The 25,119-nt window shown below is 70.7% G+C and carries 23 protein-coding genes and 1 riboswitch; of the genes, 17 read left to right on the forward strand and 6 right to left on the reverse strand.

Annotated elements, in window-relative coordinates; genetic code table 11:
* The first annotated feature begins 121 nt into the window (after nt 1-121).
* Nucleotides 122-475 (forward strand): iron-sulfur cluster insertion protein ErpA, encoded by a 354-nt coding sequence (erpA, locus tag ACH4TL_RS26735; RefSeq protein ID WP_135340779.1) that lies wholly within the window; start codon nt 122-124, stop codon nt 473-475.
* A 73-nt stretch (nt 476-548) separates the two neighbouring features.
* Here the strand turns inward: erpA and ACH4TL_RS26740 are convergent, their stop codons facing one another.
* Both ACH4TL_RS26740 and ACH4TL_RS26745 read right to left on the reverse strand, forming a co-directional pair.
* Complete coding sequence (locus ACH4TL_RS26740) at nt 549-2,021, reverse strand: hypothetical protein (protein WP_398320240.1); 1,473 nt, start codon at nt 2,019-2,021, stop codon at nt 549-551.
* A 127-nt stretch (nt 2,022-2,148) separates the two neighbouring features.
* Nucleotides 2,149-2,373 (reverse strand): hypothetical protein, encoded by a 225-nt coding sequence (locus tag ACH4TL_RS26745; protein WP_398320237.1) that lies wholly within the window; start codon nt 2,371-2,373, stop codon nt 2,149-2,151.
* 160 nt (nt 2,374-2,533) lie between these two features.
* On the opposite strand from ACH4TL_RS26745, the gene ACH4TL_RS26750 reads away from it, so the two are divergent.
* Nucleotides 2,534-3,508, forward strand: coding sequence for a carbohydrate kinase family protein (locus ACH4TL_RS26750; RefSeq protein WP_398320234.1), 975 nt, complete (start codon nt 2,534-2,536; stop codon nt 3,506-3,508).
* 75 nt (nt 3,509-3,583) lie between these two features.
* On the opposite strand, the gene ACH4TL_RS26755 is transcribed toward ACH4TL_RS26750, so the two are convergent.
* Complete coding sequence (locus ACH4TL_RS26755) at nt 3,584-4,975, reverse strand: cysteine desulfurase/sulfurtransferase TusA family protein (protein WP_398320231.1); 1,392 nt, start codon at nt 4,973-4,975, stop codon at nt 3,584-3,586.
* Nucleotides 4,976-5,293: 318 nt separating this feature from the next.
* On the opposite strand from ACH4TL_RS26755, the gene coxB reads away from it, so the two are divergent.
* From coxB to ACH4TL_RS26775, 4 genes are all read left to right on the forward strand, one after another.
* Complete coding sequence (coxB, locus tag ACH4TL_RS26760; RefSeq protein ID WP_398320228.1) at nt 5,294-6,256, forward strand: cytochrome c oxidase subunit II; 963 nt, start codon at nt 5,294-5,296, stop codon at nt 6,254-6,256.
* Nucleotides 6,253-7,992 (forward strand): cytochrome c oxidase subunit I, encoded by a 1,740-nt coding sequence (gene ctaD / locus ACH4TL_RS26765; protein ID WP_398320225.1) that lies wholly within the window; start codon nt 6,253-6,255, stop codon nt 7,990-7,992. Before coxB ends, ctaD begins: the two co-directional genes overlap by 4 nt.
* A complete protein-coding gene (locus ACH4TL_RS26770; RefSeq protein ID WP_398320222.1) occupies nt 7,989-8,387 on the forward strand; it encodes a cytochrome c oxidase subunit 4 in 399 nt (132 codons plus the stop codon). The genes ctaD and ACH4TL_RS26770 overlap by 4 nt, the downstream gene beginning before the upstream one ends.
* Before the next feature lie 158 nt (nt 8,388-8,545).
* Nucleotides 8,546-9,799: an Ig-like domain-containing protein gene (locus ACH4TL_RS26775; RefSeq protein ID WP_398320219.1), complete on the forward strand. Its 1,254-nt coding sequence runs from the start codon at nt 8,546-8,548 to the stop codon at nt 9,797-9,799.
* A 40-nt stretch (nt 9,800-9,839) separates the two neighbouring features.
* Here the strand turns inward: ACH4TL_RS26775 and ACH4TL_RS26780 are convergent, their stop codons facing one another.
* The gene (locus ACH4TL_RS26780; protein WP_398320675.1) at nt 9,840-10,241 is read right to left on the reverse strand and encodes a hypothetical protein; all 402 of its coding nucleotides are present in this window, start codon (nt 10,239-10,241) and stop codon (nt 9,840-9,842) included.
* A gap of 221 nt (nt 10,242-10,462) precedes the next feature.
* Here ACH4TL_RS26780 and ACH4TL_RS26785 point away from each other — a divergent pair, with 221 nt between their 5' ends.
* The 6 genes from ACH4TL_RS26785 (at nt 10,463) to ACH4TL_RS26810 (ending at nt 18,020) form a co-directional block, all read left to right on the forward strand.
* Entirely contained in the window at nt 10,463-11,083 is a 621-nt protein-coding gene (locus ACH4TL_RS26785) for a heme-copper oxidase subunit III (RefSeq protein WP_398320216.1), read from the forward strand.
* 86 nt (nt 11,084-11,169) lie between these two features.
* Nucleotides 11,170-11,979, forward strand: coding sequence for a c-type cytochrome (locus ACH4TL_RS26790; RefSeq protein WP_398320213.1), 810 nt, complete (start codon nt 11,170-11,172; stop codon nt 11,977-11,979).
* Nucleotides 11,976-13,031, forward strand: coding sequence for a Rieske 2Fe-2S domain-containing protein (locus ACH4TL_RS26795; RefSeq protein ID WP_398320210.1), 1,056 nt, complete (start codon nt 11,976-11,978; stop codon nt 13,029-13,031). Before ACH4TL_RS26790 ends, ACH4TL_RS26795 begins: the two co-directional genes overlap by 4 nt.
* The gene (locus ACH4TL_RS26800; protein ID WP_398320207.1) at nt 13,028-14,665 is read left to right on the forward strand and encodes a cytochrome bc complex cytochrome b subunit; all 1,638 of its coding nucleotides are present in this window, start codon (nt 13,028-13,030) and stop codon (nt 14,663-14,665) included. Before ACH4TL_RS26795 ends, ACH4TL_RS26800 begins: the two co-directional genes overlap by 4 nt.
* 154 nt (nt 14,666-14,819) lie before the next feature.
* Nucleotides 14,820-15,899 (forward strand): anthranilate phosphoribosyltransferase, encoded by a 1,080-nt coding sequence (gene trpD / locus ACH4TL_RS26805; protein ID WP_398320204.1) that lies wholly within the window; start codon nt 14,820-14,822, stop codon nt 15,897-15,899.
* Nucleotides 15,900-16,379: 480 nt separating this feature from the next.
* Nucleotides 16,380-16,497, forward strand: a riboswitch (SAM riboswitch).
* A 152-nt stretch (nt 16,498-16,649) separates the two neighbouring features.
* Nucleotides 16,650-18,020, forward strand: coding sequence for an aminotransferase class V-fold PLP-dependent enzyme (locus tag ACH4TL_RS26810; protein WP_398320201.1), 1,371 nt, complete (start codon nt 16,650-16,652; stop codon nt 18,018-18,020).
* 203 nt (nt 18,021-18,223) lie between these two features.
* On the opposite strand, the gene ACH4TL_RS26815 is transcribed toward ACH4TL_RS26810, so the two are convergent.
* Together ACH4TL_RS26815 and ACH4TL_RS26820 are read right to left on the reverse strand one after the other, a co-directional pair.
* Nucleotides 18,224-18,505 (reverse strand): Lrp/AsnC family transcriptional regulator, encoded by a 282-nt coding sequence (locus tag ACH4TL_RS26815; protein ID WP_398320199.1) that lies wholly within the window; start codon nt 18,503-18,505, stop codon nt 18,224-18,226.
* Nucleotides 18,502-19,212, reverse strand: coding sequence for a rhomboid family intramembrane serine protease (locus tag ACH4TL_RS26820; RefSeq protein ID WP_398320196.1), 711 nt, complete (start codon nt 19,210-19,212; stop codon nt 18,502-18,504). Before ACH4TL_RS26820 ends, ACH4TL_RS26815 begins: the two co-directional genes overlap by 4 nt.
* A 145-nt stretch (nt 19,213-19,357) precedes the next feature.
* Here ACH4TL_RS26820 and ACH4TL_RS26825 point away from each other — a divergent pair, with 145 nt between their 5' ends.
* From ACH4TL_RS26825 to ACH4TL_RS26845, 5 genes are all read left to right on the forward strand, one after another.
* Complete coding sequence (locus tag ACH4TL_RS26825) at nt 19,358-19,603, forward strand: hypothetical protein (RefSeq protein ID WP_398320193.1); 246 nt, start codon at nt 19,358-19,360, stop codon at nt 19,601-19,603.
* A gap of 16 nt (nt 19,604-19,619) precedes the next feature.
* Nucleotides 19,620-20,981, forward strand: a complete 1,362-nt coding sequence (locus tag ACH4TL_RS26830) for an NYN domain-containing protein (RefSeq protein WP_398320190.1) — start codon at nt 19,620-19,622, stop codon at nt 20,979-20,981.
* Between the two features lie 262 nt (nt 20,982-21,243).
* Nucleotides 21,244-22,269 carry an NlpC/P60 family protein gene (locus ACH4TL_RS26835; protein WP_398320187.1) on the forward strand — a complete coding sequence of 342 codons (1,026 nt, stop codon included), beginning with the start codon at nt 21,244-21,246 and terminating at the stop codon, nt 22,267-22,269.
* Nucleotides 22,270-22,461: 192 nt separating this feature from the next.
* Entirely contained in the window at nt 22,462-23,595 is a 1,134-nt protein-coding gene (locus ACH4TL_RS26840; protein WP_398320184.1) for an NlpC/P60 family protein, read from the forward strand.
* Nucleotides 23,596-23,625: 30 nt separating this feature from the next.
* A complete protein-coding gene (locus tag ACH4TL_RS26845; RefSeq protein WP_398320181.1) occupies nt 23,626-24,900 on the forward strand; it encodes a hypothetical protein in 1,275 nt (424 codons plus the stop codon).
* Nucleotides 24,901-25,119: the final 219 nt, after the last annotated feature.

The following is a 25,119-nucleotide window of genomic DNA, read 5'->3' on the forward strand; positions in this document are numbered from 1 at the left end:
GGCCCGCGCGCCCCGTGTGCGAGCATGAGACCCAGGAACATGCGCTGGGCCCGGAATGAATCCGGGGCGCCGTTGGTTGGTGCCGACGGCAAGCAGTCCGTACGACCCGGGAGAGAAGCAGATGACCGTTCAGGACGAGACCACCGCGAGCGAGGGCATCATCCTGTCCGACGCCGCCGCGTCGAAGGTCAAGAGCCTGCTGGAGCAGGAGGGCCGCGACGACCTCGCGCTGCGCGTCGCCGTCCAGCCCGGTGGCTGCTCCGGCCTGCGCTACCAGCTCTTCTTCGACGAGCGTTCGCTCGACGGCGACGTCGTCAAGGACTTCGACGGCGTCAAGGTCGTGACCGACCGGATGAGCGCCCCGTACCTGGGCGGTGCCTCGATCGACTTCGTCGACACCATCGAGAAGCAGGGCTTCACGATCGACAACCCGAACGCCACGGGTTCCTGCGCCTGCGGCGACTCCTTCAGCTGAGGCGCGGACAACTACATACGGAGGCGGCGGGTCCATCCGGACCCGCCGCCTCCGGCGTGTGAGGGGCTGCCGCCTACTTCTTCGCGGCCGGGACCTTCTCGCCCGTGGCCTTGTCCACGACCTCACGGCCGTCCAGCGCCTTGTCGAGCGTGACCTTCTTGGTCATCTCCTTGGCCATGAGGATGCACGCCTGGCCCGGACGCTTCGGCTTGCTCTTGATCTCGACCGTGATCCGCTTGGCCGTCTCGTCGGCGGAGACCGAGTACGTGTTGCACACCCCGCCCCAGAAGCGCAGCGTCAGGGTCTTGCCGTCCGCGCTGTACGAGGTGATGTCGTCGGTCTTGGAGCCGCGGCCTGGGGTGCCCGGCTCACTGTGCTTCTTGCCCTGTCCCGGGGCGGCCTTCTTCTTGATGAACTCCGGCTTCACGGCCGGGTAGGGGAGGGTCGCCGCGACGCCGTTCGCCCCGGTCGGCTCCGTCTTGAAGATCCACGACGGCACCAGCGCCCGCTGCCCGTCCACGGAGTGCGCGGCAAGACCGAAGGTCACCGACTTCACGGTCACCTTCTTGGACCCGTCCGGGCCGCTCCTGGGGGCCGTGGCGTTCAGCTTCTTCAGCGCCTGCTCCGCGCTGATCAGCGGATAGCTGTCGCCCTCCTTGGGCGCCGACAGCGCGCCGTTCCCGCCGGTCAGCTGGCCGTCCGCGCCCACCTGGAGGCTGGTCGTCCAGCCCTGGGCGGGCAGCTTGTCCAGCACCGGGTCCGCGTTCACCATGCGCACGGCGCCGTAGCGGCCGCTCGCGTCGAGCTTCGCCTCCGTCAGCCCGAGCGCCTTCAGCACCGGCTCGGCCGTGCGCTTGGCCTTCTCCTCGGACACGGCCTTGTCGCTCCGGCCGGCCTTCTCGGCCTTCTCGGCCTTGTCGTTCTTGTTGTCGCCCTCGCGGTAGGTCGGGCAGCGCTCGTCGTCGGTGGTTTTCGGCCCCGCGCCCGGCGGGTGCACACAGGTGTCGCCGCCCGGCGTCCCGAAGCGGGAGTACGACCAGCTGCCCGGGCCCTTCTGGCTCACCCGCAGCACCGGGCCCCCGCCGTCCTTCGTACCGCCGACCTTCCAGTTGCCGTGGTCGTCGCGGGGGCTGCCGGAGACGTCCAGGGCCTTCGCCAGCCGCTCCACGTCGGCCTTGGCGACCTTGGCGTCGGTCCGGTAGACGGGTGCCTCGTCGGGCCCGTCCGGCAGCTTTCCGTCGACCACGTAGCGGCCGCCGCCGTGCGGATCGGGCTCGCCGACCGCGATGCCGTCGCGCCCGCCGTTACCGCTGTTCCCCGCCGGGGCGGCGTACGCGTCCAGTGCGAGGGGCCGGGGTGATCCGTCCCGGCCCGCCGAGCCCTGGGAGCCGCCGCCGTTCGCCGCGGTCGAGGCCCAGTAGGCGCCGCCGCCACCGGCGACCAGCACCGCGGCCGCCACCGATACGACGGCCAGCCGGGAACGCCGACGCGGCTGCGGATGGTCGTCGTCGGGGGTCTGCGGGGTGTCGGTCTCCTCGGTGCTCACCGTTCTACTCCTTCGGCTCCGCTCACGTTGTCCGGTCCCAATGCCCTCGCGAGGGGGTTGCCGGTGTGACGGGCTGAAGGGGCGGCTGGTTCCTTCCGCTGGTTCCGCCGCTTTCCAGCCGCCGCGCTCAGTCCCCGTAGTCGGACATGCCGCCGACCAGATCGGCGGACGCGGCGGGGACCGTGATCCCGCGGATGCGCGACGGGGACACGGGCGCGGCGGGAGGCGATACGGTGAGCGCCGGGACCGCCCAGTGCGGCGCCATCCGCGCCCCGTAGCCGCGCAGTTCGGCCAGCGAGTCGGGCTCGATCGCCCCGGTGGCGGCCTGGGCGGGGGTGACGTGCTGCGGCATGGAGCCTCCCGGTCGAAAGGGGCCCGTACGGGCACGCGCCCCGTCATCTCTGCACCGTATGCCCTACTACCGGGTAGTTCCTCCCGTTCGTAAGCGGCCGGGGAAGCCGATAGCGTGAAGCGTCCGATTTCGCCGCCGCCCCGAAACAGGAGCAGCTCTCGTGCGTATCGCCGTCACCGGCTCCATTGCCACCGACCATCTGATGACCTTCCCCGGCCGCTTCGCCGATCAGCTGGTCGCCGACCAGTTGCACACGGTCTCCCTCTCCTTCCTGGTCGACACCCTCGAAGTCCGCCGGGGCGGAGTCGCCCCGAACATCTGCTTCGGCATGGGGATGCTCGGACTGCGTCCGATCCTGGTCGGCGCGGCCGGCGAGGACTTCGCCGAATACCGCGCCTGGCTGGACCGGCACGGCGTGGACACCCAGTCCGTCCGGATCTCCGGGACCCAGCACACCGCGCGCTTCGTCTGCACCACGGACGACGACCACAACCAGATCGCGTCCTTCTACACCGGCGCGATGAGCGAGGCCCGCCAGATCGAGCTCCAGCCGGTCGCGGACCGGGTCGGCGGTCTCGACCTGGTCCTCATCGGCGCGGACGACCCGGAGGGGATGGTCCGCCACACCGAGGAGTGCCGCTCGCGCGGCATCCCGTTCGCGGCCGACCCCTCGCAGCAGCTCGCCCGCATGGACGGCGAGGACATCCGGGTGCTGGTGGGCGGCGCGCAGTACCTCTTCACCAACGAGTACGAGGCCGCGCTGATCGAGACCAAGACCGGCTGGACCTCGGAGCAGATCCTCTCCAAGGTCGGCACCCGCGTCACCACGCTGGGCGCCCAGGGCGTCCGGATCGAGCGCGAGGGCGAGGAGCCGGTCGTCGTCGGCTGCGCGGAGGAGGAGCAGAAGGCCGACCCGACGGGCGTCGGCGACGCCTTCCGTGCGGGCTTCCTCTCCGGCCTGTCCTGGGGCCTGTCGCTGGAGCGCGCCGCCCAGGTGGGCTGCATGCTCGCGACGCTCGTCATCGAGACGGTCGGCACGCAGGAGTACGAGCTGCGCCGCGGCCACTTCATGGAGCGGTTCGCCAAGGCGTACGGCCACGAGGCGGCGGCCGAGATCGGCGACCACCTGGCCTGAGGGCAGTGCGCGCATGAGGCGCGGGGGTCGAGGGAACGTTCCTTCGGCCCCCGCCGCTTTTATGCCAGGCCGCCTTTACGTCCGGCGGCGCACCCGGTACGCCGTGCCGCGCTCGGCGGGGCGCTCGCCCTCGTACGTCTGCCCCCGCATCTCGCACCAGGCCGGGATGTCCAGCCGGGCCGCCTCGTCGTCGGCCAGCACGGTCACCACCCCGCCCACCGGCACCTCGCCGATGACCTTGGCCAGTTCGATCACCGGGATCGGGCACCGCTTGCCGAGCGAGTCCACCACGAGACCGGAGGCGGGCTCGTCCGCGGGCGCACCGGCCGACGCGGGGGCGCCCAGCCGCTCGCGCACCCCGGCCACCACTCCCGGCAGCACCTCCAGGAACCGTTCCACGTCCGTCCCCGACGTCCCGCGCGGGAGCGAGACCCGGATGTTGCCCTCGGACAGCACCCCCATGGCCCGCAGCACATGGCTGGGGACCAGCGTGCTCGACGTGCACGACGAGCCGGACGACACCGAGAACTCCGCCCGGTCCAGCTCGTGCAGCAGCGCCTCCCCGTCGACATAGAGACACGAGAAGGTGACCAGATGCGGCAGCCGCCGCTCCGGATCGCCCACCACCTCCACGTCGGGCACCAGCTCGGGAACCCGGGCCCGGACGCGGTCCACCAGACCCCGCAGCCGCTCCGCCTCCTCGGCGGCCTCGGCCCGTACGGCGCGCAGCGAGGCGGCGGCCGCGACGATCGCCGGAAGGTTCTCGAAGCCCGGGGCGCGACCCGACTCCCGCTCGTCCGCCGCGGCCGGGCGGAACCGCGTGCCCTTGCGCACAGCGAGGAGCCCGACCCCGGACGGGCCGCCCCACTTGTGCGCGCTCGCGGTGAGCAGCGACCACCGGCCCTCCACCGGGCCCCAGCCCAGCGACTGGGCCGCGTCCACCAGCAGCGGTACGCCGTCCGCCGCGCACGCCTCCGCCGCCTCGGCCGCCGGCTGCACCGTGCCGACCTCGTGGTTGGCGGACTGGAGGCAGGCCAGCGCGACGCCGTCGGGGGAGTCGCGCAGGGCCGCCGCGTACGCGTCAGGGGCGACCCGGCCCGTACGGTCCACCGGGACCTCGGTGACCCCGCCGCCGGACGCCTCGTGCGCCGCCGCGGCCTGGAACACCGCGGAGTGCTCCACGGCGGAGACGATCAGCCGCCGCCCGGCCCGGCGGCGCCCGGCCAGCGCCCCGGCGATGCCGTCGTGCAGGGCGCGGGTCCCGGAGGGGGTGAAGGCCAGCTCGTCCGGGCGGCATCCGACGGCCTCGGCGGCCGTCTCCCGCGCGGCGTCCAGCAGCAGCCGGGCGCGCCGTCCCTCGCGGTAGAGCCGGGCCGGATCGGCCCACCCCTCGTCGAGGGCGGCGAGCAGCGCCTGCCGGGCCACGGGATGCAGCGGTGCGGACGAGGCCGCGTCGAAATAGGGCACGTAAAGAACGCTAGCCGCCATCACACGATCGGGCGGTGCCCGCACCACCTCTACCCGTGTCGTCCCCCGGTCACACCCCGGGCCCGGAAACGCTGGCGGAGCAGGTCATTCCGTTGGGATTCCACGGCGTTCCGGCGGTGGTGCCACCCCTTCGGGGAGGGGTCCGGCGCGTTGGGCACCCTCCCCGCGCAGCGCCAAATGGCGTCCAGTAGGGTTTGGTCCGCATAAACATCCAAACCCCTGCCCGCACCGGGCCGGCGACCGACCAGATGACGGCCGCGGCCGACCGCGCGGGCGAGACTCTCGGGAAGGCGCTACGTGAGTCCCAACGGCTCCGACCGCTCGTCGCGGCGCCCGGTGCGGCGGAAGCTGCTGCAGGCGCTGTCCGCCGGCGCGGTCCTGGCGACCGCCACCGGTTGCACATCCAAGGACTTCCCCCGCCTCGGATTGCCCACCCCGGCCACGGAGGAGGCGCCGCGGATCCTCTCCCTGTGGCAGGGCTCGTGGGCAGCAGCGCTCGCCGTGGGCGTGCTGGTCTGGGGCCTGATCCTGTGGTCGGTCGTCCTGCACCGCAGGGCCAGGACCAAGGTCGAGGTTCCGGTCCAGGTCCGGTACAACATGCCCCTCGAGGCACTGTTCACCGTGGTCCCGATCATCATCGTCGCGGTGCTGTTCTACTTCACCGCGCGCGATGAGAACGCTCTCCTCAAGACCTCCAAGAAGCCCGACCACGTGGTCAACGTCGTCGGCTACCAGTGGAGCTGGGGCTTCAACTACATGGAGAACGTGGACGGGAATCCGGCCAGCCCCAAGGCGACGCCGAAGGAGGTGGCGACCATCCCCGACAAGATGCTCGCCACCGCCCCCAAGGGCGCCGAGGGCGTCTACGACACCGGCACCCCCGGTGAGCGGAATCCGCAGACCGGCAACCCGGGCCCGACCCTGTGGCTGCCCAAGGGTGAGTCTGTCGAGTTCATCCTGACCTCCCGCGATGTCATCCACTCGTTCTGGGTGGTCCCCTTCCTGATGAAGATGGACGTCATCCCGGGCCACGCCAACCGGTTCGAGGTCACCCCGAACCGCGAGGGCACCTTCAAGGGCAAGTGCGCCGAGCTGTGCGGTGTCGACCACTCCCGCATGCTCTTCAACGTCAAGGTCGTTTCCCCGGAGCGCTACCAGCAGCACCTGAAGGACCTGGCGAAGAAGGGCCAGACGGGATACATCCCGGCGGGCATTGCGCAGACGGACCCCGCCAAGAACGCGGAGACCAAGACACAGTGAGCATCCTCAACGAACCCCAGGGTGCCGACGCAACCGCCTCGTACGAGGATGAGTTGCCGGTGCGCCGCAAGCAGCCCGGCAATGTCGTCGTCAAGTGGCTGACCACCACGGACCACAAGACGATCGGCACGCTCTACCTGGTCACGTCGTTCGCGTTCTTCTGCATCGGCGGCGTGATGGCGCTCTTCATGCGCGCCGAGCTGGCCCGTCCGGGCACGCAGATCATGTCGAACGAGCAGTTCAACCAGGCGTTCACCATGCATGGCACGATCATGCTGCTGATGTTCGCCACCCCGCTGTTCGCGGGCTTCACGAACTGGATCATGCCGCTCCAGATCGGCGCGCCCGATGTGGCGTTCCCGCGGCTGAACATGTTCGCGTACTGGCTGTACCTCTTCGGCTCGCTCATCGCGGTGGGCGGCTTCCTGACCCCGCAGGGCGCGGCCGACTTCGGCTGGTTCGCGTATTCGCCGCTGTCGGACGCGGTCCGCTCGCCGGGCGTCGGCGCCGACATGTGGATCATGGGTCTGGCCTTCTCCGGCTTCGGCACGATCCTCGGTGCGGTCAACTTCATCACCACGATCATCTGCATGCGCGCTCCCGGCATGACGATGTTCCGCATGCCGATCTTCACCTGGAACGTGCTGCTGACCGCCGTTCTGGTGCTGCTCGCCTTCCCGGTGCTGGCCGCCGCGCTGTTCGCCCTGGAGGCGGACCGAAAATTCGGGGCGCATGTCTTCGACGCGGCCAATGGCGGCGCGTTGTTGTGGCAACACCTCTTCTGGTTCTTCGGACACCCAGAGGTGTACATCATCGCGCTGCCGTTCTTCGGGATCATCTCCGAGGTCATCCCGGTCTTCTCGCGCAAGCCGATGTTCGGTTACTTCACCCTGGTCGCCGCGACGATCTCCATCGCCGGTCTGTCCGTGACCGTGTGGGCGCACCACATGTACGTCACAGGCGGGGTGCTGCTGCCGTTCTTCTCCTTCATGACGTTCCTGATCGCGGTTCCGACCGGTATCAAGTTCTTCAACTGGATCGGCACGATGTGGAAGGGCTCGCTCAGCTTCGAGACCCCGATGCTCTGGGCGATCGGCTTCCTCATCACCTTCACCTTCGGTGGTCTCACCGGCGTCATCCTGGCGTCGCCGCCGATGGACTTCCACGTCTCCGACTCGTACTTCGTGGTGGCCCACTTCCACTACGTGGTCTTCGGCACCGTGGTCTTCGCGATGTTCTCCGGCTTCCACTTCTGGTGGCCGAAGATGACCGGCAAGATGCTGGACGAGCGGCTCGGCAAGATCACCTTCTGGACGCTGTTCATCGGCTTCCACGGCACCTTCCTGGTGCAGCACTGGCTGGGCGCCGAGGGCATGCCGCGCCGGTACGCCGACTACCTGGCGGCCGACGGCTTCACCGCGCTGAACACGATCTCCACGATCAGCTCGTTCCTGCTCGGCCTGTCGATCCTGCCGTTCCTCTACAACGTCTGGAAGACCGCCAAGTACGGCAAGAAGGTCGAGGTCGACGACCCGTGGGGCTACGGCCGCTCGCTCGAGTGGGCCACCTCCTGCCCGCCGCCCCGGCACAACTTCCTCACCCTGCCGCGGATCCGTTCCGAATCCCCGGCGTTCGACCTGCACCACCCTGAGATCGCGGCGCTCGACCAGCTCGAGCACCAGGGTGCCTCCGATGAAGACAAGGCCCTCGCGGGTGGTAAGGAGGCCGACAAGTGAAGGTCCAAGGCCGGATGTTCATCTGGCTCGCCGTCTTCATCCTGGTGATGGCGATCGTCTACGGCGTGTGGTCGAAGGAGCCCGCCGGCACCACGGCGCTGTTCCTCGCCTTCGGCCTGAGCATCATGATCGGCTTCTACCTGGCGTTCACCGCGCGCCGGGTGGATGTCGGAGCGCAGGACAACAAGGAAGCGGATGTCGCGGACGACGCCGGTGAGCTGGGATTCTTCTCCCCGCACAGCTGGCAGCCGCTCTCCCTGGCCGTCGGCGGCGCCCTGGCCTTCATGGGCGTGGTCTTCGGCTGGTGGCTGCTGTTCTTCTCCGCCCCGATCATCATGGTCGGCCTCTTCGGGTGGGTCTTCGAGTACTACCGCGGCGAGAACCAGAACCAGTAGCTGTATCGCTTGAGGGGCCCGGCACCGGATACGGTGCCGGGCCCCTTCTTCTTGAGGCTCGGTTCTCCCCCAGCTACCGCTGGGAGGTGCCCCCGGCCGGGTCACCCACGTGCCTCGCTCGGCGCGCCGTCCGGTTCGGGCGTCCATAGCGTGAGCGCATGAACCACACACCTCGATCTCCTCGAACCCGGGCGGTGCTCTCCAGTGCCCTGCTGGTGGCGTCGCTGATAGCGGGGCTCAGCGGATGCGGGGGCCCCTCCTCGGACCCGCTGTCCGCCAAGCCGTACGACGCCGCCGACCAGGTCTCCTTCAGCGGTGAGAGCGGCGCGCGCAACGCCGACCCGGACCGGCCGCTCCAAGTGACCGCCAAGGGCGACGACGGCCGCATCACGGACGTCACCGCCACCGACGCGGCGGGCAGGTACGTACGCGGCGAGCTGACGTCGGACGGCAGCCGGTGGCGCTCCACCGTGCCGCTGGCGGCGGGCGCCCGGTACACGCTGCGGGTGTCCACGGAGGACTCGGGCGGCGCGCCGGGCCGCCGTACGATCAACTTCACCACCAGCTCCGCGCGCAAGCTGCTGAAGGTCACCTTCGGACCGAAGTCGGGCGAGTACGGGGTGGGCCAGCCGGTCACCGCCACGCTGAGCCGTGCGGTCAAGGACCCCTCGGCCCGGGCCGTGATCGAGCGGGGCCTGAAGGTCGACTCACAGCCCGCGGTGGACGGCGTCTGGCACTGGGTGGACAGCAAGACGCTGCACTACCGCCCGGCCGAGTACTGGCCCGCCCACGCCACCGTCAAGGTGCGTTCCAACCTCAAGGGCATCAGGATCGGCGGCGGGCTCTACGGCGGCGAGACCAAGTCGCTGCGGATCACCACCGGCGACCGCATCGAGGCCCTGACCGACTCCGGGACCCACCAGATGACGGTGCGGCGGAACGGGCAGGTGATCCGGACCATCCCGATCACCACCGGTATGCCCGGCTTCGACACCCGTAACGGCACCAAGGTGATCCTGGCCAAGGAGTCGGCGGTGCGGATGACGGGTGCCAGCATCGGCCTGGGCGCCGGTTCCTACGACCTGATGGTCTACTGGGCGGCCCGGGTCACCAAGAGCGGTGAATACGTCCACGCGGCGCCCTGGTCGACGGGGTCGCAGGGATACGCCAACGTCAGCCACGGCTGCACCGGCATGTCCACCGAGAACGCCCGGTGGTTCTTCAACACCGTGCACATCGGCGACATCGTCAAGGTCATCAACAGCAACGGGGACGACATGGCCCCGTTCAGCAACGGCTACGGCGACTGGAACATGGCCTGGACCGACTGGCGCCAGGGCAGCGCGCTGGCCGCCGGTCAGCGGGACGGCAGCACTCCGGCCGACTCGGCCCGGCTCCGCCCCATGGCCTGACCGCACGAGTCCGTACGGAGCCTGACCGCACCCGGTGCGGTCAGGCGTCCACCGCGAGCCGCTTGCGGAGCAGTCCGGCCAGCGCGTCCGCCAGGGCCACCGGGTCCACCGGATGCGTCACCGCGGCCTCCGCGCGGCTCCAGGTGGCCAGCCAGGCGTCCTGCGGGCGGCCGATGAGCAGCACTACCGGCGGGCACTGGAAGATCTCGTCCTTGATCTGCCGGCAGACGCCCATCCCGCCCGCGGGGACCGCCTCCCCGTCCAGGACGCACACGTCGATCCCGCCGTCCTCCAGTGCCGCCAGGACGGCGGGCTGGGTCGCGCACTCCACGAACTCCACCGGAGGCAGATCGGCGGCGGGCCGACGACCGGTCGCGAGCCGCACCTGTTCGCGCGTGTTCGCGTCGTCGCTGTAGACCAGCACAGTGGCGGTCGGCCGCATCGTTTCCTCCGCATCAGCCAAGGGGACTACCGGGCTCCTGTGGCGGATGTTACTCCCGTACAGCCTTCCGGAGGAGAGGGTGAACCGATCTCTCCCTCCTTCGAGGGACCACCGGGAACCGCGCCGGAACGCCGCGACGAGCAGCACCGATGCCCTTGACAGGGCCCTGGACACTCCGAACGGCACCCCCGGGAGTGAGGGCCGGATAAGCGACCGACATAATGTCGGTCGTGGCGACAGCAACAGCAGTAGATACCGGGCACGCGCACCCGTCGGTCAACCGGCCGAACCTCACCAGCGTCGGAACCATCATCTGGTTGAGTTCCGAGCTGATGTTCTTCGCGGCCCTCTTCGCGATGTACTTCACCCTGCGATCGGTGACCGGAGCCGAGCACTGGAAGGAAATGGCGTCCTCGCTGAACTTCCCGTTCTCGGCGACGAACACCACGATCCTCGTGCTCTCCTCCCTCACCTGCCAGCTCGGTGTCTTCGCCGCCGAGCGAGGCGACGTGAGGAAGCTGCGCTCCTGGTTCGTGATCACCTTCATCATGGGCGCGATCTTCATCGGCGGTCAGATCTTCGAGTACACCGAACTGGTCAAGAAGGACGGGCTCTCGCTCTCCTCCGACCCGTACGGCTCGGTGTTCTACCTGACCACCGGTTTCCACGGACTGCATGTGACGGGCGGACTCATCGCCTTCCTGCTGGTCCTGGGGAGGACGTACGCGGCCAAGAGGTTCACCCACCAGCAGGCGACGGCGGCCATCGTCGTGTCCTACTACTGGCACTTCGTCGATGTCGTCTGGATCGGCCTCTTCGCCACCATCTACATGATCAAGTAAGTCGGATGATCAAGTAAGCCGGTCACCGCGACCGGAACCACGTCCTTAAAGCATCGACGCAGAAGATCCTGACACCGGGGTAATCCGTGAAAAAGCTCTCCGCACGACGGCGCCATCCGCTGGCTGCGCTCGTCGTCCTACTCTTCGCGCTGGCGGTCACTGGGGGGCTGTACGCCGCGTTCTCGCCGAGCGAGGCGAAGGCCGATGACAGCTCCGCCCAGTCCCTCGCCATCGAGGAGGGCAAGAAGCTCTATTCCGTCGGCTGCGCCAGCTGCCACGGAACGGGCGGTCAGGGGACCTCCGACGGCCCGAGTCTGGTGGGCGTCGGCTCGGCCGCCGTCGACTTCCAGGTCGGCAGCGGTCGGATGCCCGCCCAGCAGCCGGGCGCTCAGGTGCCGAAGAAGAAGAACATCTACTCGGACGCCGAGATCGAGCAGCTGGCCGCGTACGTCTCCTCACTCGGCGCCGGGCCGGTGACGCCCACCAAGAGCCAGTACAGCACCGACGGCGCGGATGCCGCGAAGGGCGGGGAGCTCTTCCGCACGAACTGCGCGCAGTGCCACAACTTCGCCGGCAAGGGCGGTGCGCTCACCAACGGCAAGTACGCGCCGTCCCTCGAGGGCGTGAGCAAGAAGCATCTGTACGAGGCCATGCAGACCGGCCCGCAGAACATGCCCTCCTTCCCCGACACCACGATGCCGGAGAAGAACAAGCAGGACATCATCGCGTACCTCGACACGGTCAACAGCGACAAGACCAAGACCCCCGGTGGCCTTGAGCTCGGCGGGCTCGGCCCGGTCAGTGAGGGCCTCTTCGCCTGGGTCTTCGGCATGGGCGCGCTGATCGTCCTCACCATCTGGGTCGCCGCCCGGACCGCAAAGGCCAAGAAGTCATGAGTAGCCACGAGATTTCAGAAGCAGAAGAGAAGCTGCCCGCGGAACGGGCGGAGGGCGGCGCGACCGCGGTCGCGGAGGACCCGTTCGCCGATCCGGGGCTGCCCCCGCACGAGCACCGCCAGCAGGACATCGACGAGCGGGCCGCCAAGCGGTCCGAGCGCACCGTCGCCCTGCTCTTCACGGTCTCGATGCTGGCGACGATCGCGTTCATCGCCTCCTACGTGGCGCTCCCGGTCGACAAGTACATCTACGTCTTCCCGATCGGTCACATCAGCGCGCTGAACTTCGCGCTGGGCCTCACCCTCGGCATCGCGCTGTTCGCCATCGGCGCCGGCGCGGTCCACTGGGCCCGCACCCTGATGTCCGACGTGGAGATCGCCGACGACCGGCACGCCATCGAGGCCAGCCCCGAGGTCAAGGCCAAGGTCCTCGACGACTTCGCGGCGGGTGCCAAGGAGTCCGGCTTCGGCCGCCGCAAGCTCGCCCGCAACACCCTCTTCGGCGCGCTCGCCCTGGTGCCGCTCTCCGGCGTCGTGCTGCTGCGCGACCTCGGCCCGCTGCCGGGCACCAAGCTCCGGCACACCGAGTGGGCCAAGGGCAAGCGGCTCATGAACTACAACACCATGCAGCCGCTGCGGCCCGAGGACATCTCCGTGGGCTCCCTGACCTTCGCCATGCCCGAGGGCATGAGCGAGGAGGACCACGACTTCCAGACCGAGATCGCCAAGGCCGCCCTGATGCTGGTCCGGCTCCAGCCGGAGAACATCAAGGACAAGCGCGAGCTGGACTGGTCGCACGAGGGCATCGTCGCCTTCTCGAAGATCTGCACCCACGTCGGCTGCCCGATCAACCTGTACGAGCAGCAGACCCACCACGTCCTGTGCCCCTGCCACCAGTCGACGTTCGACCTCTCCGACGGTGGCCGAGTGATCTTCGGTCCGGCCGGTCACGCGCTGCCCCAGCTGCGGATCAGGGCCAATGACCAGGGGTACCTCGAAGCCATGGGCGACTTCTCGGAGCCCGTCGGTCCTGCTTACTGGGAGCGCGGATGAGTACTGCAACAGACACGGGTGCGCAGCGGCGCGGCAAAGCGCCCGCCGGCGAGCGCGTCGCCGACTGGGCCGACGGCCGGCTGGGCATCTACAGCCTGGCCCGGGCCAACATGCGCAAGATCTTCCCGGACCACTGGTCCTTCATGCTGGGCGAGGTCGCGCTCTACAGCTTCATCATCATCATCCTCACGGGTGTGTATCTGACGCTGTTCTTCCACCCCAGCATGGAAGAGGTCGTCTACCACGGCCCGTACGTCCCGATGCAGGGCGTCCGGATGTCCGAGGCCTTCGCCTCGACGCTGGACATCAGCTTCGAGGTGCGCGGCGGTCTGCTGATCCGGCAGATCCACCACTGGGCCGCGCTGGTCTTCCTCTGCGCGATGTTCGTGCACATGATGCGCGTCTTCTTCACCGGCGCGTTCCGCAAGCCGCGTGAGATCAACTGGCTGTTCGGCTTCCTGCTGTTCTTCCTCGGCATGCTGACCGGCTTCACCGGCTACTCGCTCCCCGACGACCTGCTCTCCGGCACCGGTCTGCGGTTCATCGAGGGCGTGTTCCTGTCGATCCCGGTCGTGGGCACCTACATCTCGATGTTCGTGTTCGGTGGCGAGTTCCCGGGCATGGACCTCATCTCGCGGCTCTACCCGGTCCACGTCCTGCTGCTGCCGGGCATCATGCTCGGCCTGCTGGTGGCGCACCTGATCCTGGTCTTCTACCACAAGCACACGCAGTACCCCGGGGCCGGAAAGACCAACAAGAACGTCGTCGGCATGCCCCTGCTGCCGGTCTACATGGCCAAGGCGGGCGGCTTCTTCTTCCTGGTCTTCGGCGTCATCGCGGTCATCTCCGCGATCGCCACGATCAACCCGATCTGGACCATCGGCCCCTACCGGCCCGACCAGGTCTCCACCGGCGCCCAGCCCGACTGGTACATGGGCTTCGCCGAGGGTCTGGTCCGTGTCATGCCGGGCTGGGAGATCAACGCCTGGGGTCACACGCTCGTCCTGGGCGTGTTCATCCCGATCGTGGCCTTCCCGCTGGTCCTCTTCGCGATCGGCCTCTACCCGTTCATCGAGTCGTGGATCACCGGCGACAAGCGCGAGCACCACATCCTGGACCGCCCGCGCAACGCCCCGACCCGTACGGCCTTCGGTGTCGCGTGGCTGACCGCGTACTTCGTGATGCTGGTCGGTGGTGGCAACGACCTGTGGGCCACCCACTTCCACCTGTCGATCAACTCGATCACGTGGTTCGTGCGGATCGCCTTCTTCGCCGGTCCGGCCCTCGCGTTCATCGCCACCAAGCGGATCTGCATGGGCCTCCAGCGGCGCGACAAGGACAAGGTGCTGCACGGTCGCGAGACCGGCATCATCAAGCGCCTGCCGCACGGTGAGTTCATCGAGGTGCACGAGCCCCTCACGCAGGAGCAGCTGCACGTGCTCACCCAGCACGAGCAGCCGAAGGCGTACGAGATCGGCCCCGAGGTCGACGAGAACGGCGTCCGCCGCAAGGTCACGGCGTCGCAGAAGCTGCGGGCCAGGCTGTCCAAGTCGTACTACGGCAAGGACGCCTTCATCCCGAAGCCGACCTCCGAGGAGTACAAGGAGATCACCAGCGGCCACGGCCACCACTGATCTCTTCTGATCTCTTCCGTCATCTGACGCCACAGACCAGGGCCCCGGCCCGGACCTCACCGTCCGGCCCGGGGCCCTGGCCGTGTGCAGGCCGATAGGCTTGCCCTGATCGAGCGCTGATCCATTTGAGCCAGGCATCATTCAGGAGCGGACCATGGACGTTGTGACCCCAGCCGGAGGCGACAGCACCGCGGCGGCCCGCACCTGGCCGGACGTGCTCAGCGCCCTCCTCGGCGGCCAGGACCTCGGTGCCGACGACACCGCCTGGGCCATGGACCGCATCATGCGCGGCGAGGCCACCGACGCCCAGATCGCCGGGTTCGCGGTCGCGCTGCGGGCCAAGGGCGAGACCGTCGCCGAGCTGTCCGGCCTGGTCCGTGCCATGTACGGGCACGCCAGGACGATCGAGGTCCCCGGGCCGGCCGTCGACATCGTCGGCACCGGCGGCGACCGCGCCAAGACCGTCAACATCTCGACCATGTCCGCCCTGGTGGCCGCCGGCGCGGGCGCGCGCGTGGTCAAGCACGGCAACCGTGCCTCGTCCTCCGCGAGCGGTGCCTCCGACGTCCTGGAGAAGCTCGGCGTCAACCTGGAGCTGAGCCCGGCGCGGGTGGCCGAGATCGCGGAGGAGGCGGGCATCACCATGTGCTTCGCGGTCAAGTTCCACCCGTCGCTGCGGCACGTCGCCGCGGCCCGCCGCGAGCTGGGCATCGCCACCCCGTTCAACTTCCTCGGCCCCCTCACCAACCCGGCCCGGGTCCGCTGCCAGGTCACGGGCGTCGCCGACGCCCGGATGGCCCCGATCATGGCCGGGGTGCTGGCCGAGCGCGGCTCCTCGGCGCTGGTCTTCCGTGGCGACGACGGGCTCGACGAGCTGACCGTGACCGCGACGTCCCAGGTGTGGGTGGTCCGGGACGGTGAGGTCCGCCGCGAGACCTTCGACCCGCGCGACATCGGTTTCGACCTGGCCCCCGTGGAGTCCCTCCGCGGCGCGGACGCCTCCCACAACGCGGATGTCGCGCGGCGCGTCCTGGCGGGCGAGACGGGCCCGGTCCGGGACGCGGTCCTCCTGAACTCGGGCGCCGCCCTGGCCACCCTGGACTGGCACCGCGAGCCCGCCGACACCCCCCTCGCCACCCGCATCGCCGCGGGCGCGGCGAGGGCCGCCGAGTCGATCGACTCGGGCTCGGCCCGGGATGCCCTGGAGCGGTGGGTGCGGGCGAGCAACGCGTAGGCGGTACGGACGCGCGCTGGGTGCGGCCCGGCTGGGGGCCTTTGGGTTTCGTTGCCGGGTGCGGCCCGGTGGCCGGGTTGTGCCCACCCGTTCCTCCCCCAGCTACCGCTGGGAGGTGCCCCCTCCGCGGGACGATTGCCCACAGCCCAGGTCACATGCCCGGCCCCTCGGGGGCCCCTCAGCCCTCGGGTGTACCCCCCGGTTTCCGGGTGTGCTCCCAGCACCTCGGGGCGTCCAGCCTCGGGAGGTACCTCAGCCTCCGGTCGTCCCCCCAGTTTCCGGGCGCACCCCCGGCCATCGGGGTGCCCCCCCCCACCAAGCCCGCCAATCCCTCCGGGGGTACCTTCCAGCCTCTCCGGCGTTTGAGGAGCGGGGTCCGGGGGCGGAGCCCCGGGGTCGGGTAGGGGCGGGGTGGGGAACTTGGCGTCCGGGATGCGGACGGGGGTGGCGGTCGGCCCACGGCATGGCATACTCCTCCCAGGTCACGAGCGACAGCGACTTCGGCCCCGGCCCGCTGTCCGGCAACCCTCCGTCCGTGGCGGGGTGCCCCGGGTGATGACCAGGCCGCTCGCAGCGAGGCGTGCGGCAAGCGCGGACCCCTCGCACTAGGGGTCCTGGTGGTCGAGGGAGTTCTTCCGTGACGCAGCGAATGCGCTAGGGCTGTAGAGCCCGTTCCCCCATGGCTCCGCACAATCTCACCGTGCGTCGAGCGAATTTCGCAGCTCCGCAACCCCTTCGGGAGAATTCGCCATGTCCGTGTGCCCTTCTGCTGTCGCGACCCCCACCCCGCTGCCCGTCCTCGGCAGCGACGTCACCGTGCCCCTGGTCACCGGTGGTGAGGTGACGTACGCCGCGCTCGACTACGCGGCCAGCGCGCCCGCCCTGCGGCGGGTGTGGGACGACGTCGCCGCCTACGCGCCCTACTACGGGAGCGTCCACCGCGGGGCGGGTTATCTGTCGCAGCTGTCGACGGATCTGTTCGAGACGAGCCGCAAGGAGGTCGCTGCGTTCCTCGGGTGCCGCGCGGACGACCAGGTGGTGTTCACCCGGTCGACGACCGACTCGCTCAGCCTGCTGGCCGCCGCGCTGCCGACCGGCACGGAGGTGTTCGTGTTCGAGACCGAGCACCACGCCTCGCTGCTGCCGTGGGAGCAGCGGGAGGACACCCGGGTGACCTACCTGAGCGCGCCGCGCTCGCCGCGCGAGGCGGTGGAGACGCTGGAGAAGGCGCTGGCACAGCGAGAGGGCCGGGACGGCGGCCCGGCGCTGGTGTGCGTGACGGGCGCGTCGAACGTGACGGGCGAGCTGTGGCCGGTGGAGGAGCTGGCCGCGGCGGCCCACGCACACGGCGCCCGCATCGTGCTGGACGCCGCGCAGCTGGCCCCGCACCACCCGGTGGACATCACCGCGTCGGACGTGGACTGGGTGGCGTTCTCGGGCCACAAGCTGTACGCCCCGTTCGGGTCGGGCGTCCTGGCGGGCCGGGCCGACTGGCTGCGCGAGGCGCGGCCGTATCTGGCGGGCGGCGGCGCGAGCCGCAAGGTCGCGCGGCGGGACGACGGCGGGGTGGACGTCGAGTGGCACACCACCGCGGCCCGGCACGAGGCCGGTTCGCCGAACGTGATCGGGGTGTACGCGATCGCCTCGGCGTGCAAGGCGCTGACCGAGGCCGGGTTCGACAACCTGGTGGCCCGGGAGCGCCAGCTGATCGCGAAGGTGCGCGAGGGCTTGGCGGAGGTGCCGGAGGTGCGGCTGCTGTCGCTGTTCGGCGACGACGCGCCGCGCGTGGGCGTGCTGTCGTTCGTCGTGGAGGGCTGGAACAGCTCACACTTCGCGGCGGCGCTGTCCGCGGAGTACGGGATCGGCGTACGGGACGGGCTGTTCTGCGCGCATCCGCTGCTGCGGACCCTGCTGGACAGCGAGCCGGGCGACCCGGGGGAGTGCGGCGCGCCCGAGGCCGCCCCGGGCGAGCGCTCCCTGAACGCGATCCGCGTCAGCTTCGGCGCCGGCACCCCGGACGAGCATGTGGAGCGCTTCGTCCGGGCGGTGAAGGAGCTGGTCCGGGACGGCGCGCGGTGGGAGTACCGCACGGAGGACGGCCGCTGCGTGCCCGTGCGCTAGGGGGTGTCTTGCCGATCATGCCGGGCTCCCGACGCCTGGCACGGCACCTCGCGGCCCCGCGCTCGTCGCACGCAGCGCCGCTGCGCTCTCCTCACGCGGGTTGCGAGCTACCGCGCCCCCAGCTACCGCTGGGAGGTGCCCCCTGACGCCGCTCGCTGATCCGGCCTGATCGACAAGACACCCCCTAGGCGCGAGGACAGCGCTCAGCTGTCGAGGCCGATGGCGAACGCCGCTTCCAGGTCGTGCTGCGAGTAGGTGCGGAACGCGATGTGCGTCTCGGTGGAGGCCACGCCGGGGACCTTGGAGATCTGGCCCGGGATGATGTCCGCGAGGTCGTCGTGCTGGGCCACCCGCACCATGGCGATCAGATCGTGCGCCCCGGTGACCGAGTAGACCTCGCTCACGCCCTCGATCGCGGCGATCTTCTCGGCGATCTCCGGGATCCGGTCCACGCTGGTCCTGATGAGCACGATCGAAGTGATCACGGCTGGCTTTCTCCCTCGCTGGGCCTGGCTGCGCCGCCCACTCTATCCGGCCTCCCGAAACGGGCCCACGCGTAGAGAAATCCCAGGGTGAAGCCCACGAGATGGGCGAGGTAGGCCACCCCGGGGCGGGCGTCGGCCTGGCGGGCGGCGAGCCACTGGAGGGTGACCCAGAAGATCAGCACGGCCCAGGCGGGGAAGCGCAGCGGGAGGAAGAAGAGGAACGGGAACAGACTGGTCACCCGGGCGCGCGGAAAGAGCCAGAGGAAGGCGCCGAGGACGCCGGAGATGGCGCCCGAGGCGCCGACCAGCGTCTGCGGCGAGGAGGCGTGGGCGGCGGAGTAGCCGAGGAGCGCGAGATAGCCGGTGGCCAGGTAGAAGAGGGCGAAGTGAATACGCCCCATGCGCTGCTCGGTCATCGCTCCGAAGACGTAGAGGAACAGCATGTTGCCGAGGAGGTGCAGCCAGTTGCCGTGGACGAAGAGCGCGGTCAGCGGGGTCAGCGGCTCGGCGGGGGTGCCGCTCCACAGGGCGCTGGGGACGACTCCCCAGCGCTCGAAGTACGAGGTCTGCGCCTGGAGGAGGTCCCCGCCGGAGCCGTAGCGGGGGTCGAGCCCGGAGGCCGGTCCGAGGACGAAGATCAGGCAGCAGCTGACGATGAGGGCGTACGTCATCACGGGACGGCCGGACCCCGCCGACTTCTCGATCATGGGCAGATCATCGCGTACCCGGCACAACCTGCCCAGAGTGCCTCGCCGCCGCCCGGAGGGTGGGGTACGGGCCCGCCACGGCCTGGGGCTCAGGCCGTAGGGTTACAGGACGCCGATGAGCCCGAGATAGCGAGGACACGACACCATGGCCGTTCCCACGCCCACAGCCGAGACCCGCTGGCGCTGCACGCTGTGCGGCAATCTCACCCGTTTCGATGTGACCCGCTCGACGAAGGCGGTCGAGTTCGTCCACCTGGATCTCGCGGGGGAGCCTCGGATCGAGGAGCGCGACGTGGTCAGTGAGACCATTGAGTCAGTGCGTTGTCGTTGGTGCAACGCGGTCGACCAGATCGAACTGGTGGACCGCCCGAGTGCGAACGCGAACGCCTGAGAAACGGAGCGGACAGGTGGTGGACCGGACGGGCGGCCGCGTGGCGGCCGGTGACGCCGAGGGCGTCGCCGAGGCGCTGGACCGCCCCCTGCCGGAAGGGGTGCGGCGGCGTGTGGTGGCGCTGGTCGCGGACGCGTTCGGCGGGCTGACGGTCACCGAACTGCCACCCCAGTTGCGGCAGTACGCCCGTTTCACCCCGAACCGGCGCGCCAAGTTCGCGGGGAACGCGATGGCGGCGGCGGTGGAGAGCGACCCCGTCTTCCGGCAGCGGATCGGACAGCGGCTGCGCGACACCCAGACGGAGCTGGCCGAGGCCATCGAGGGCGGTTCGCCGCCCGCTGCCGCCGATCCGCTGGACGTGGCGGCGGTGGCGTACGTACTGCGCCCGGCGGGCTGGGTGAAGCTCGTCGAGGCGGCGGGCGAGGAGGCCCAGCGGGCGTCGGCCGAGCGGGCGGGCGAGGAGGCGGAGCGCGAGCTCCAGCGGCTGCGCGAGGAGCTGGTGGCCGCCCGCGGGTCGGCCCGCAAGGAGACGGAACGCATCCGCTCCGAGCTGGACGCCGCCCGCAAGGAGACGGACGCGGTGCAGCGCAAGCTGCGCAGCGCGCAGAGCGATGTGAAGCGCGGGGCGGCGGCGCTGCGCAAGACCGAGGGCGAGCTGGAGACCGTACGGTCGGAGGCCGCGGCGCGGCAGGCGGCCGCCGACGGCGAGGCGCGGCGGCTGCGGGCCCGGCTGGCGGAGGCCGAGTCGGCGCTGGAGGCGAGCCGGCGCGCGGTGCGCGAGGGCCGCAGCGTGGAGGACATGCGGCTGCGGCTGCTGCTGGACACGGTGCTGGACGCGGCCCAGGGGCTGCGCCGCGAACTGGCGCTGCCGCCCGCGGCGATGCACCCGGCGGACACGGTGGACGCGGTCGAGCCGGGCAAGATGACGCCGAAGGACATAGCGACCAGGGCGCTCTCCGAGATGGACCCTGCGCTGCTGGACCAGTTGCTGGCGCTGCCGCAGGCGCATCTGGTGGTGGACGGCTACAACGTCACCAAGACCGGCTATCCCACGATGCCGTTGGAGAAGCAGCGGCTGCGGCTGCTGGGCGGGCTCGCGGTGCTCGCGGCGCAGACGGGCGCGGAGATGACGTGCGTCTTCGACGGCGCGGAGCTGGCGGCTCCGGTGCTGCTGGCGCCGCCGCGCGGGGTCAGGGTGCTCTTCAGCAAGCCAGGCGTGACGGCGGACGAGCTGATCCGGCAGCTGGTGCGGGCCGAGCCGCCGGGCCGTCCCGTGGTCGTGGTGTCGACTGACCGCGAGGTCGCCGACGGGGTCGCGCACGCCGGAGCGCGCCCCGTGGCATCCGCTCTGCTGCTGAAGCGACTTGCGCGCACCTGACGGGCGCTCATCATCAGCACAGCGTCAATTGACCGTCACTGCCCGTGCGATGTTTGTAAAAGATGCGTCCGTGGCCAATTTTTTTGTCGTCGGGATTTGAACGGATCACGGCAGGGTCACTAATGTCGGCTCGAACCTTCGCGCGGTTGATCACCCATCCGGGGTGACAGCGGGGGTACCGCCGAGTCCGCGGCGTATCCGTGGAGCCGGGGTCGCGTTTCAACCCCTGGTAGGCGGCCGGAGGAAGAAGGAGATCGCCTTCGTGGCGTCCCACCGTCGACCCAAGCAGCCGAGCCGCACTCGGGTATCCGTACTCACGGCGACCGCCGCAGCCGCCGTCGCGCTCACGTCCCAGGCCGCCCAGGCCGCTCCGAAGCAGGACAAGAAGGACGTCAAGGAGCAGGTCGACAAACTCTACGAAGAGGCGGAGCAGGCGACCGAGAAGTACAACGGCGCCAAGGAGAAGCAGGACAAGCTGGAGAAGCAGGTCGGCGACCTCCAGGACAACGTGGCGCGCGGCCAGCAGGACCTGAACAAGCTGCGCGACGGCCTGGGTTCGATGGCCACCGCCCAGTACCGCACCGGCGGTATCGACCCCTCCGTGCAGCTGATCCTCTCCTCCGACCCGGACACCTACCTCGACAAGGCGTCCACCCTCGACCAGGTCAGCGGCAAGCAGGCCGAGTCCCTGCGGAAGATCGCCGACAAGCAGCGCACGCTCAAGCAGCAGCGCGAGGAGGCGTCCACCAAGCTCCAGGACCTGGCGGACACCCGGAAGGCCCTGGGCGAGAAGAAGAAGCAGATCCAGGGCAAGCTCACCAAGGCCCGCAACCTCCTCAACACCCTCACCGCGCAGGAGCGCGCGAAGATGGCGCAGCAGGAGAAGGAGCGCGCCAACCGCTCCAGCAGCCGGGTCGACCTGGGCAGCGAGGTGCCCGACTCGCAGCGTGCCGCCGCCGCGCTGGCCGCCGCCAAGACCAAGATCGGCTCGCCCTACGTCTGGGGCGCCACCGGGCCGTCCTCCTTCGACTGCTCCGGCCTCACCGGCTGGGCGTACCAGCAGGCCGGGGTCCAGCTGCCGCGCATCTCCCAGGACCAGGCCAACGCCGGTACCCGCATCGGCCGCGGCGAGCTGAAGCCCGGCGACCTGGTGCTGTTCTACGGAGACCTGCACCACATAGGTCTGTACGCGGGCAACGGGCAGGTGCTGCACGCCCCTAAGCCCGGTGCCGGTGTGCGCTTCGAGTCGATGGACAACATGCCGTTCCAGTTCGGCGTGCGGGTCTGACGTCCGGCTCCGACGTCCGTCCGTTCGGGCGAATCGGTACAACTCCCCACGACTCCCGCCCCGTCGGTGACCTGCGGTCTCCGGCGGGGCGTCAGTTTGTGTGCTCGCGATCGGCTTTGGATCCCGGGTGGTCGCGCCGCTACTGTCTGCCCGCAGTTCCTCACCGACACCGCGGAAGGGAGTGCGGCTCCCATGGCGTCCTCTCGCCGCCACTCGAAGCCCGGGCCCGTCCGGGCCACCGTCGTCTGGACCGCCGCCTCGGCGGCCGCCGCCACCGGCGCCGTGCTCGCGGCCCCGGCCGGGGCCGAACCCCACGACACCACGACGGGCCAGCCCTTGGCCCGGACCGCCGCCTCGGCGACCGCCGACCGGGCCAGCGCCCCGGCCTTCGCCGACCGGACCGCCGCCGACCGGATCGAGCGGCTCTACGAGCAGGCGGAGCGGGCCACCGAGCGCTACAACGCGGCCGACACCCGGACCCACCGGCTGCGCCGCCAGGTGGACCGGCTCCAGGACCGGGCCGCCCGCGGCCAGGAGCGGGTCAACCGGCTGCGGGTGGTGCTCGGCGCGATCGCGGGCGGGCAGTACCGCACCGGCGGCTTCGACCCGGGCCTCGCCCTGCTCCTCTCCGCCGACCCGGACCACTACCTCGACCAGGCCGCCATGCTGGACCGCATCAGCAGCCGCCAGGCCGGTCAGATGCGGGTCCTGGCGCGCGCCCAGCGCACGTTGGGGCGGCAGCGCGCGGACGCCGCGGAGCGGCTGGTGAAGCTGGAGCACAGCCGCCTGGCCGTGGCCCGCCACAAGCGCGAGGTCCAGCGCAAGCTGGCCACCGCGCGGCGGCTGCTGGGCGGACTGCGGCCGGGGGAGTGGGAGGCGTACGCGCGCGCCTCCCGGGACGGGGACGGGCACGGGGCGTACGCGGTGCCGGGCGCGCCCCTGGGGGGCGCCCACGCAACGGTCGGTCTGCCGCCGTCCTCACCACACGCCGCCGCGGCGTTCGGCGCGGCGCGGGCCGCGGTCGGCCTGCCGTACGCCTGGGGGCAGGCCGGGCCCACCGCCTTCGACTGCTCCGGGCTGACCCAGTGGGCGTACCGCCGGGCCGGGGTGGCGATCCCCCGCACCTCCCAGGCCCAGGCGCAGACCGGGCAGCGGGTGGCGCTGACCCAGGCCCGCCCCGGCGACCTGATCGTCTACCGCTCCGACGCCGGGCACGTCGCCATGTACGCCGGGGGCGGACAGGTGATCCACGCGCCCTACCCCGGGGCGAAGGTCCGCTATGACCCCGTCGGCATGATGCCGATCTTTTCCATCACTCGTGTCTGAGGCACCGCGGCGGCTCGTACGATCTATGGCGTGACGGGTCGGTGGAGATCGGGGCGATGGCGGACGGCACTCTGTCTGCCGGTGGTGTGGGCGCTGCCGCTGGCCGCGCTCACCTCATGCGGCACGAGCGTTCCGCCCGACGACCCCGCGGGGCGCGACGGGCGCGCCGTGCAGCGCATGCTCGACCAGCGGGCCGCGGCCGTACGCGGCCGGGACGCGGGCGCCTTCCTCGCCACCGTCGACCGAGGCTCGGCGGACTACCGGGCCGAGCAGCGGCGGGTCTTCCGGCGGCTGTCCGCCGTACCGCTGCGCTCCTGGACGTACCGACTGGTCCACACCGGCGGCTTCCGGCCCGCCGTGGGCACCGGCCACCGCCTGGCCGCCCAGGTCGAACTCCGCTACCGGCTCGCCGGATACGACACCGCCCCCGTCGTCGCCCCCCAGTACCTGACGCTCGCGCAGCGCGGCGGGCGGTGGTTCGTCGCCGACGACGACGGCCGCGTGGACGGCAAGCCCGGTGTCGACCAGCTGTGGGACCAGGGCCGGGTCGACGTCGTCCGGGGCGAGCACAGCCTCGTCCTCGGGGTGGGCCAGAACCGTCGTCTGCTGCGGGGGGTCGCCGCCACCGCCGACCGGGCCGTACCCGCCCTCAGCCAGGTCTGGCCCGGCTCCTGGGCCCGGCGCGTCGTCGTCGAGGTGCCCGCCTCGCTGGACCGGATGGCCGCCCTGCTCGGCGCCTCCGCGAGCGCCTACCGGGGCATCGCTGCCGTCACCACGGGTGAGGTCGGCGGTGCGAGCGACTCCTCTCCGGCCGATCGTGTGATCGTCAACCCCGACGCCTACCGGGCGCTCGGGGACTTCGGCCGTCAGGTCGTGGTCACCCACGAGACGGCGCATGTCGCCACCCGGGCCGCCACGACCGCGGCCACGCCGCTGTGGCTCTCCGAGGGCTTCGCCGACTGGACCGGCTACCGCACGCCCGGGCGCACCCCGCGCCAAGTCGCCCCCGAACTCTCCGAGTCCGTGGCCTCCGGCCGTCTCCCCAAGGCCCTCCCGCCCGATGACGCCTTCCGCTTCGGCAGCCGCCCCGATCGCCTCTCGGAGGCGTACGAGCAGGGCTGGCTGGCCTGCCGCATGATCGCCGACCGGTGGGGCGCGCGGAAGCTGGTAGCCCTCTACCACGCGGTGGGCGCCGCTCCGCGGCGTGAGGGCGCGGTGGAGGCGGGCCTGCGCGATGTCCTGGACATGAGCCTGCCGGACTTCACGGCCCAGTGGCGCACGTACGTGGCCAAGGTCCTGAGCTAGCCCGTCGGGTGCGGCCCGGTGGGTTTTCCCCACCCCGCCCCTACCCGAACCGGGGCTCCGCCCCGGACCCGCTCCTCGAACGCCGGAGGGGCTGGGTGGTACAGCCCGGAGGGCCCAGGGCGGCACGCCGGGCATGCGACCTGGTTGTGGGCAATCGTTCCGCGGAGGGGGCACCTCCCAGCGGTAGCTGGGGGAGGAACGGGTGGGCACAACCCGGCC

Origin of the sequence: Streptomyces sp. NPDC021115 (assembly GCF_044333065.1) — a bacterium.
Lineage (GTDB): Bacteria > Actinomycetota > Actinomycetes > Streptomycetales > Streptomycetaceae > Streptomyces.

Excerpts from the sequence above, each read along its gene's own strand:
- erpA (WP_135340779.1), top strand. The coding sequence starts at position 122 with ATGACCGTTCAGGACGAGACCACCGCGAGCGAGGGCATCATCCTGTCC.
- ACH4TL_RS26745 (WP_398320237.1), bottom strand. The coding sequence starts at position 2,373 with ATGCCGCAGCACGTCACCCCCGCCCAGGCCGCCACCGGGGCGATCGAG.
- ACH4TL_RS26775 (WP_398320219.1), top strand. The coding sequence starts at position 8,546 with ATGAACCACACACCTCGATCTCCTCGAACCCGGGCGGTGCTCTCCAGT.
- ACH4TL_RS26780 (WP_398320675.1), bottom strand. The coding sequence starts at position 10,241 with ATGCGGCCGACCGCCACTGTGCTGGTCTACAGCGACGACGCGAACACG.
- ACH4TL_RS26785 (WP_398320216.1), top strand. The coding sequence starts at position 10,463 with ATGTCGGTCGTGGCGACAGCAACAGCAGTAGATACCGGGCACGCGCAC.
- ACH4TL_RS26795 (WP_398320210.1), top strand. The coding sequence starts at position 11,976 with ATGAGTAGCCACGAGATTTCAGAAGCAGAAGAGAAGCTGCCCGCGGAA.
- ACH4TL_RS26800 (WP_398320207.1), top strand. The coding sequence starts at position 13,028 with ATGAGTACTGCAACAGACACGGGTGCGCAGCGGCGCGGCAAAGCGCCC.
- trpD (WP_398320204.1), top strand. The coding sequence starts at position 14,820 with ATGGACGTTGTGACCCCAGCCGGAGGCGACAGCACCGCGGCGGCCCGC.
- ACH4TL_RS26810 (WP_398320201.1), top strand. The coding sequence starts at position 16,650 with ATGTCCGTGTGCCCTTCTGCTGTCGCGACCCCCACCCCGCTGCCCGTC.
- ACH4TL_RS26820 (WP_398320196.1), bottom strand. The coding sequence starts at position 19,212 with ATGATCGAGAAGTCGGCGGGGTCCGGCCGTCCCGTGATGACGTACGCC.
- ACH4TL_RS26825 (WP_398320193.1), top strand. The coding sequence starts at position 19,358 with ATGGCCGTTCCCACGCCCACAGCCGAGACCCGCTGGCGCTGCACGCTG.
- ACH4TL_RS26840 (WP_398320184.1), top strand. The coding sequence starts at position 22,462 with ATGGCGTCCTCTCGCCGCCACTCGAAGCCCGGGCCCGTCCGGGCCACC.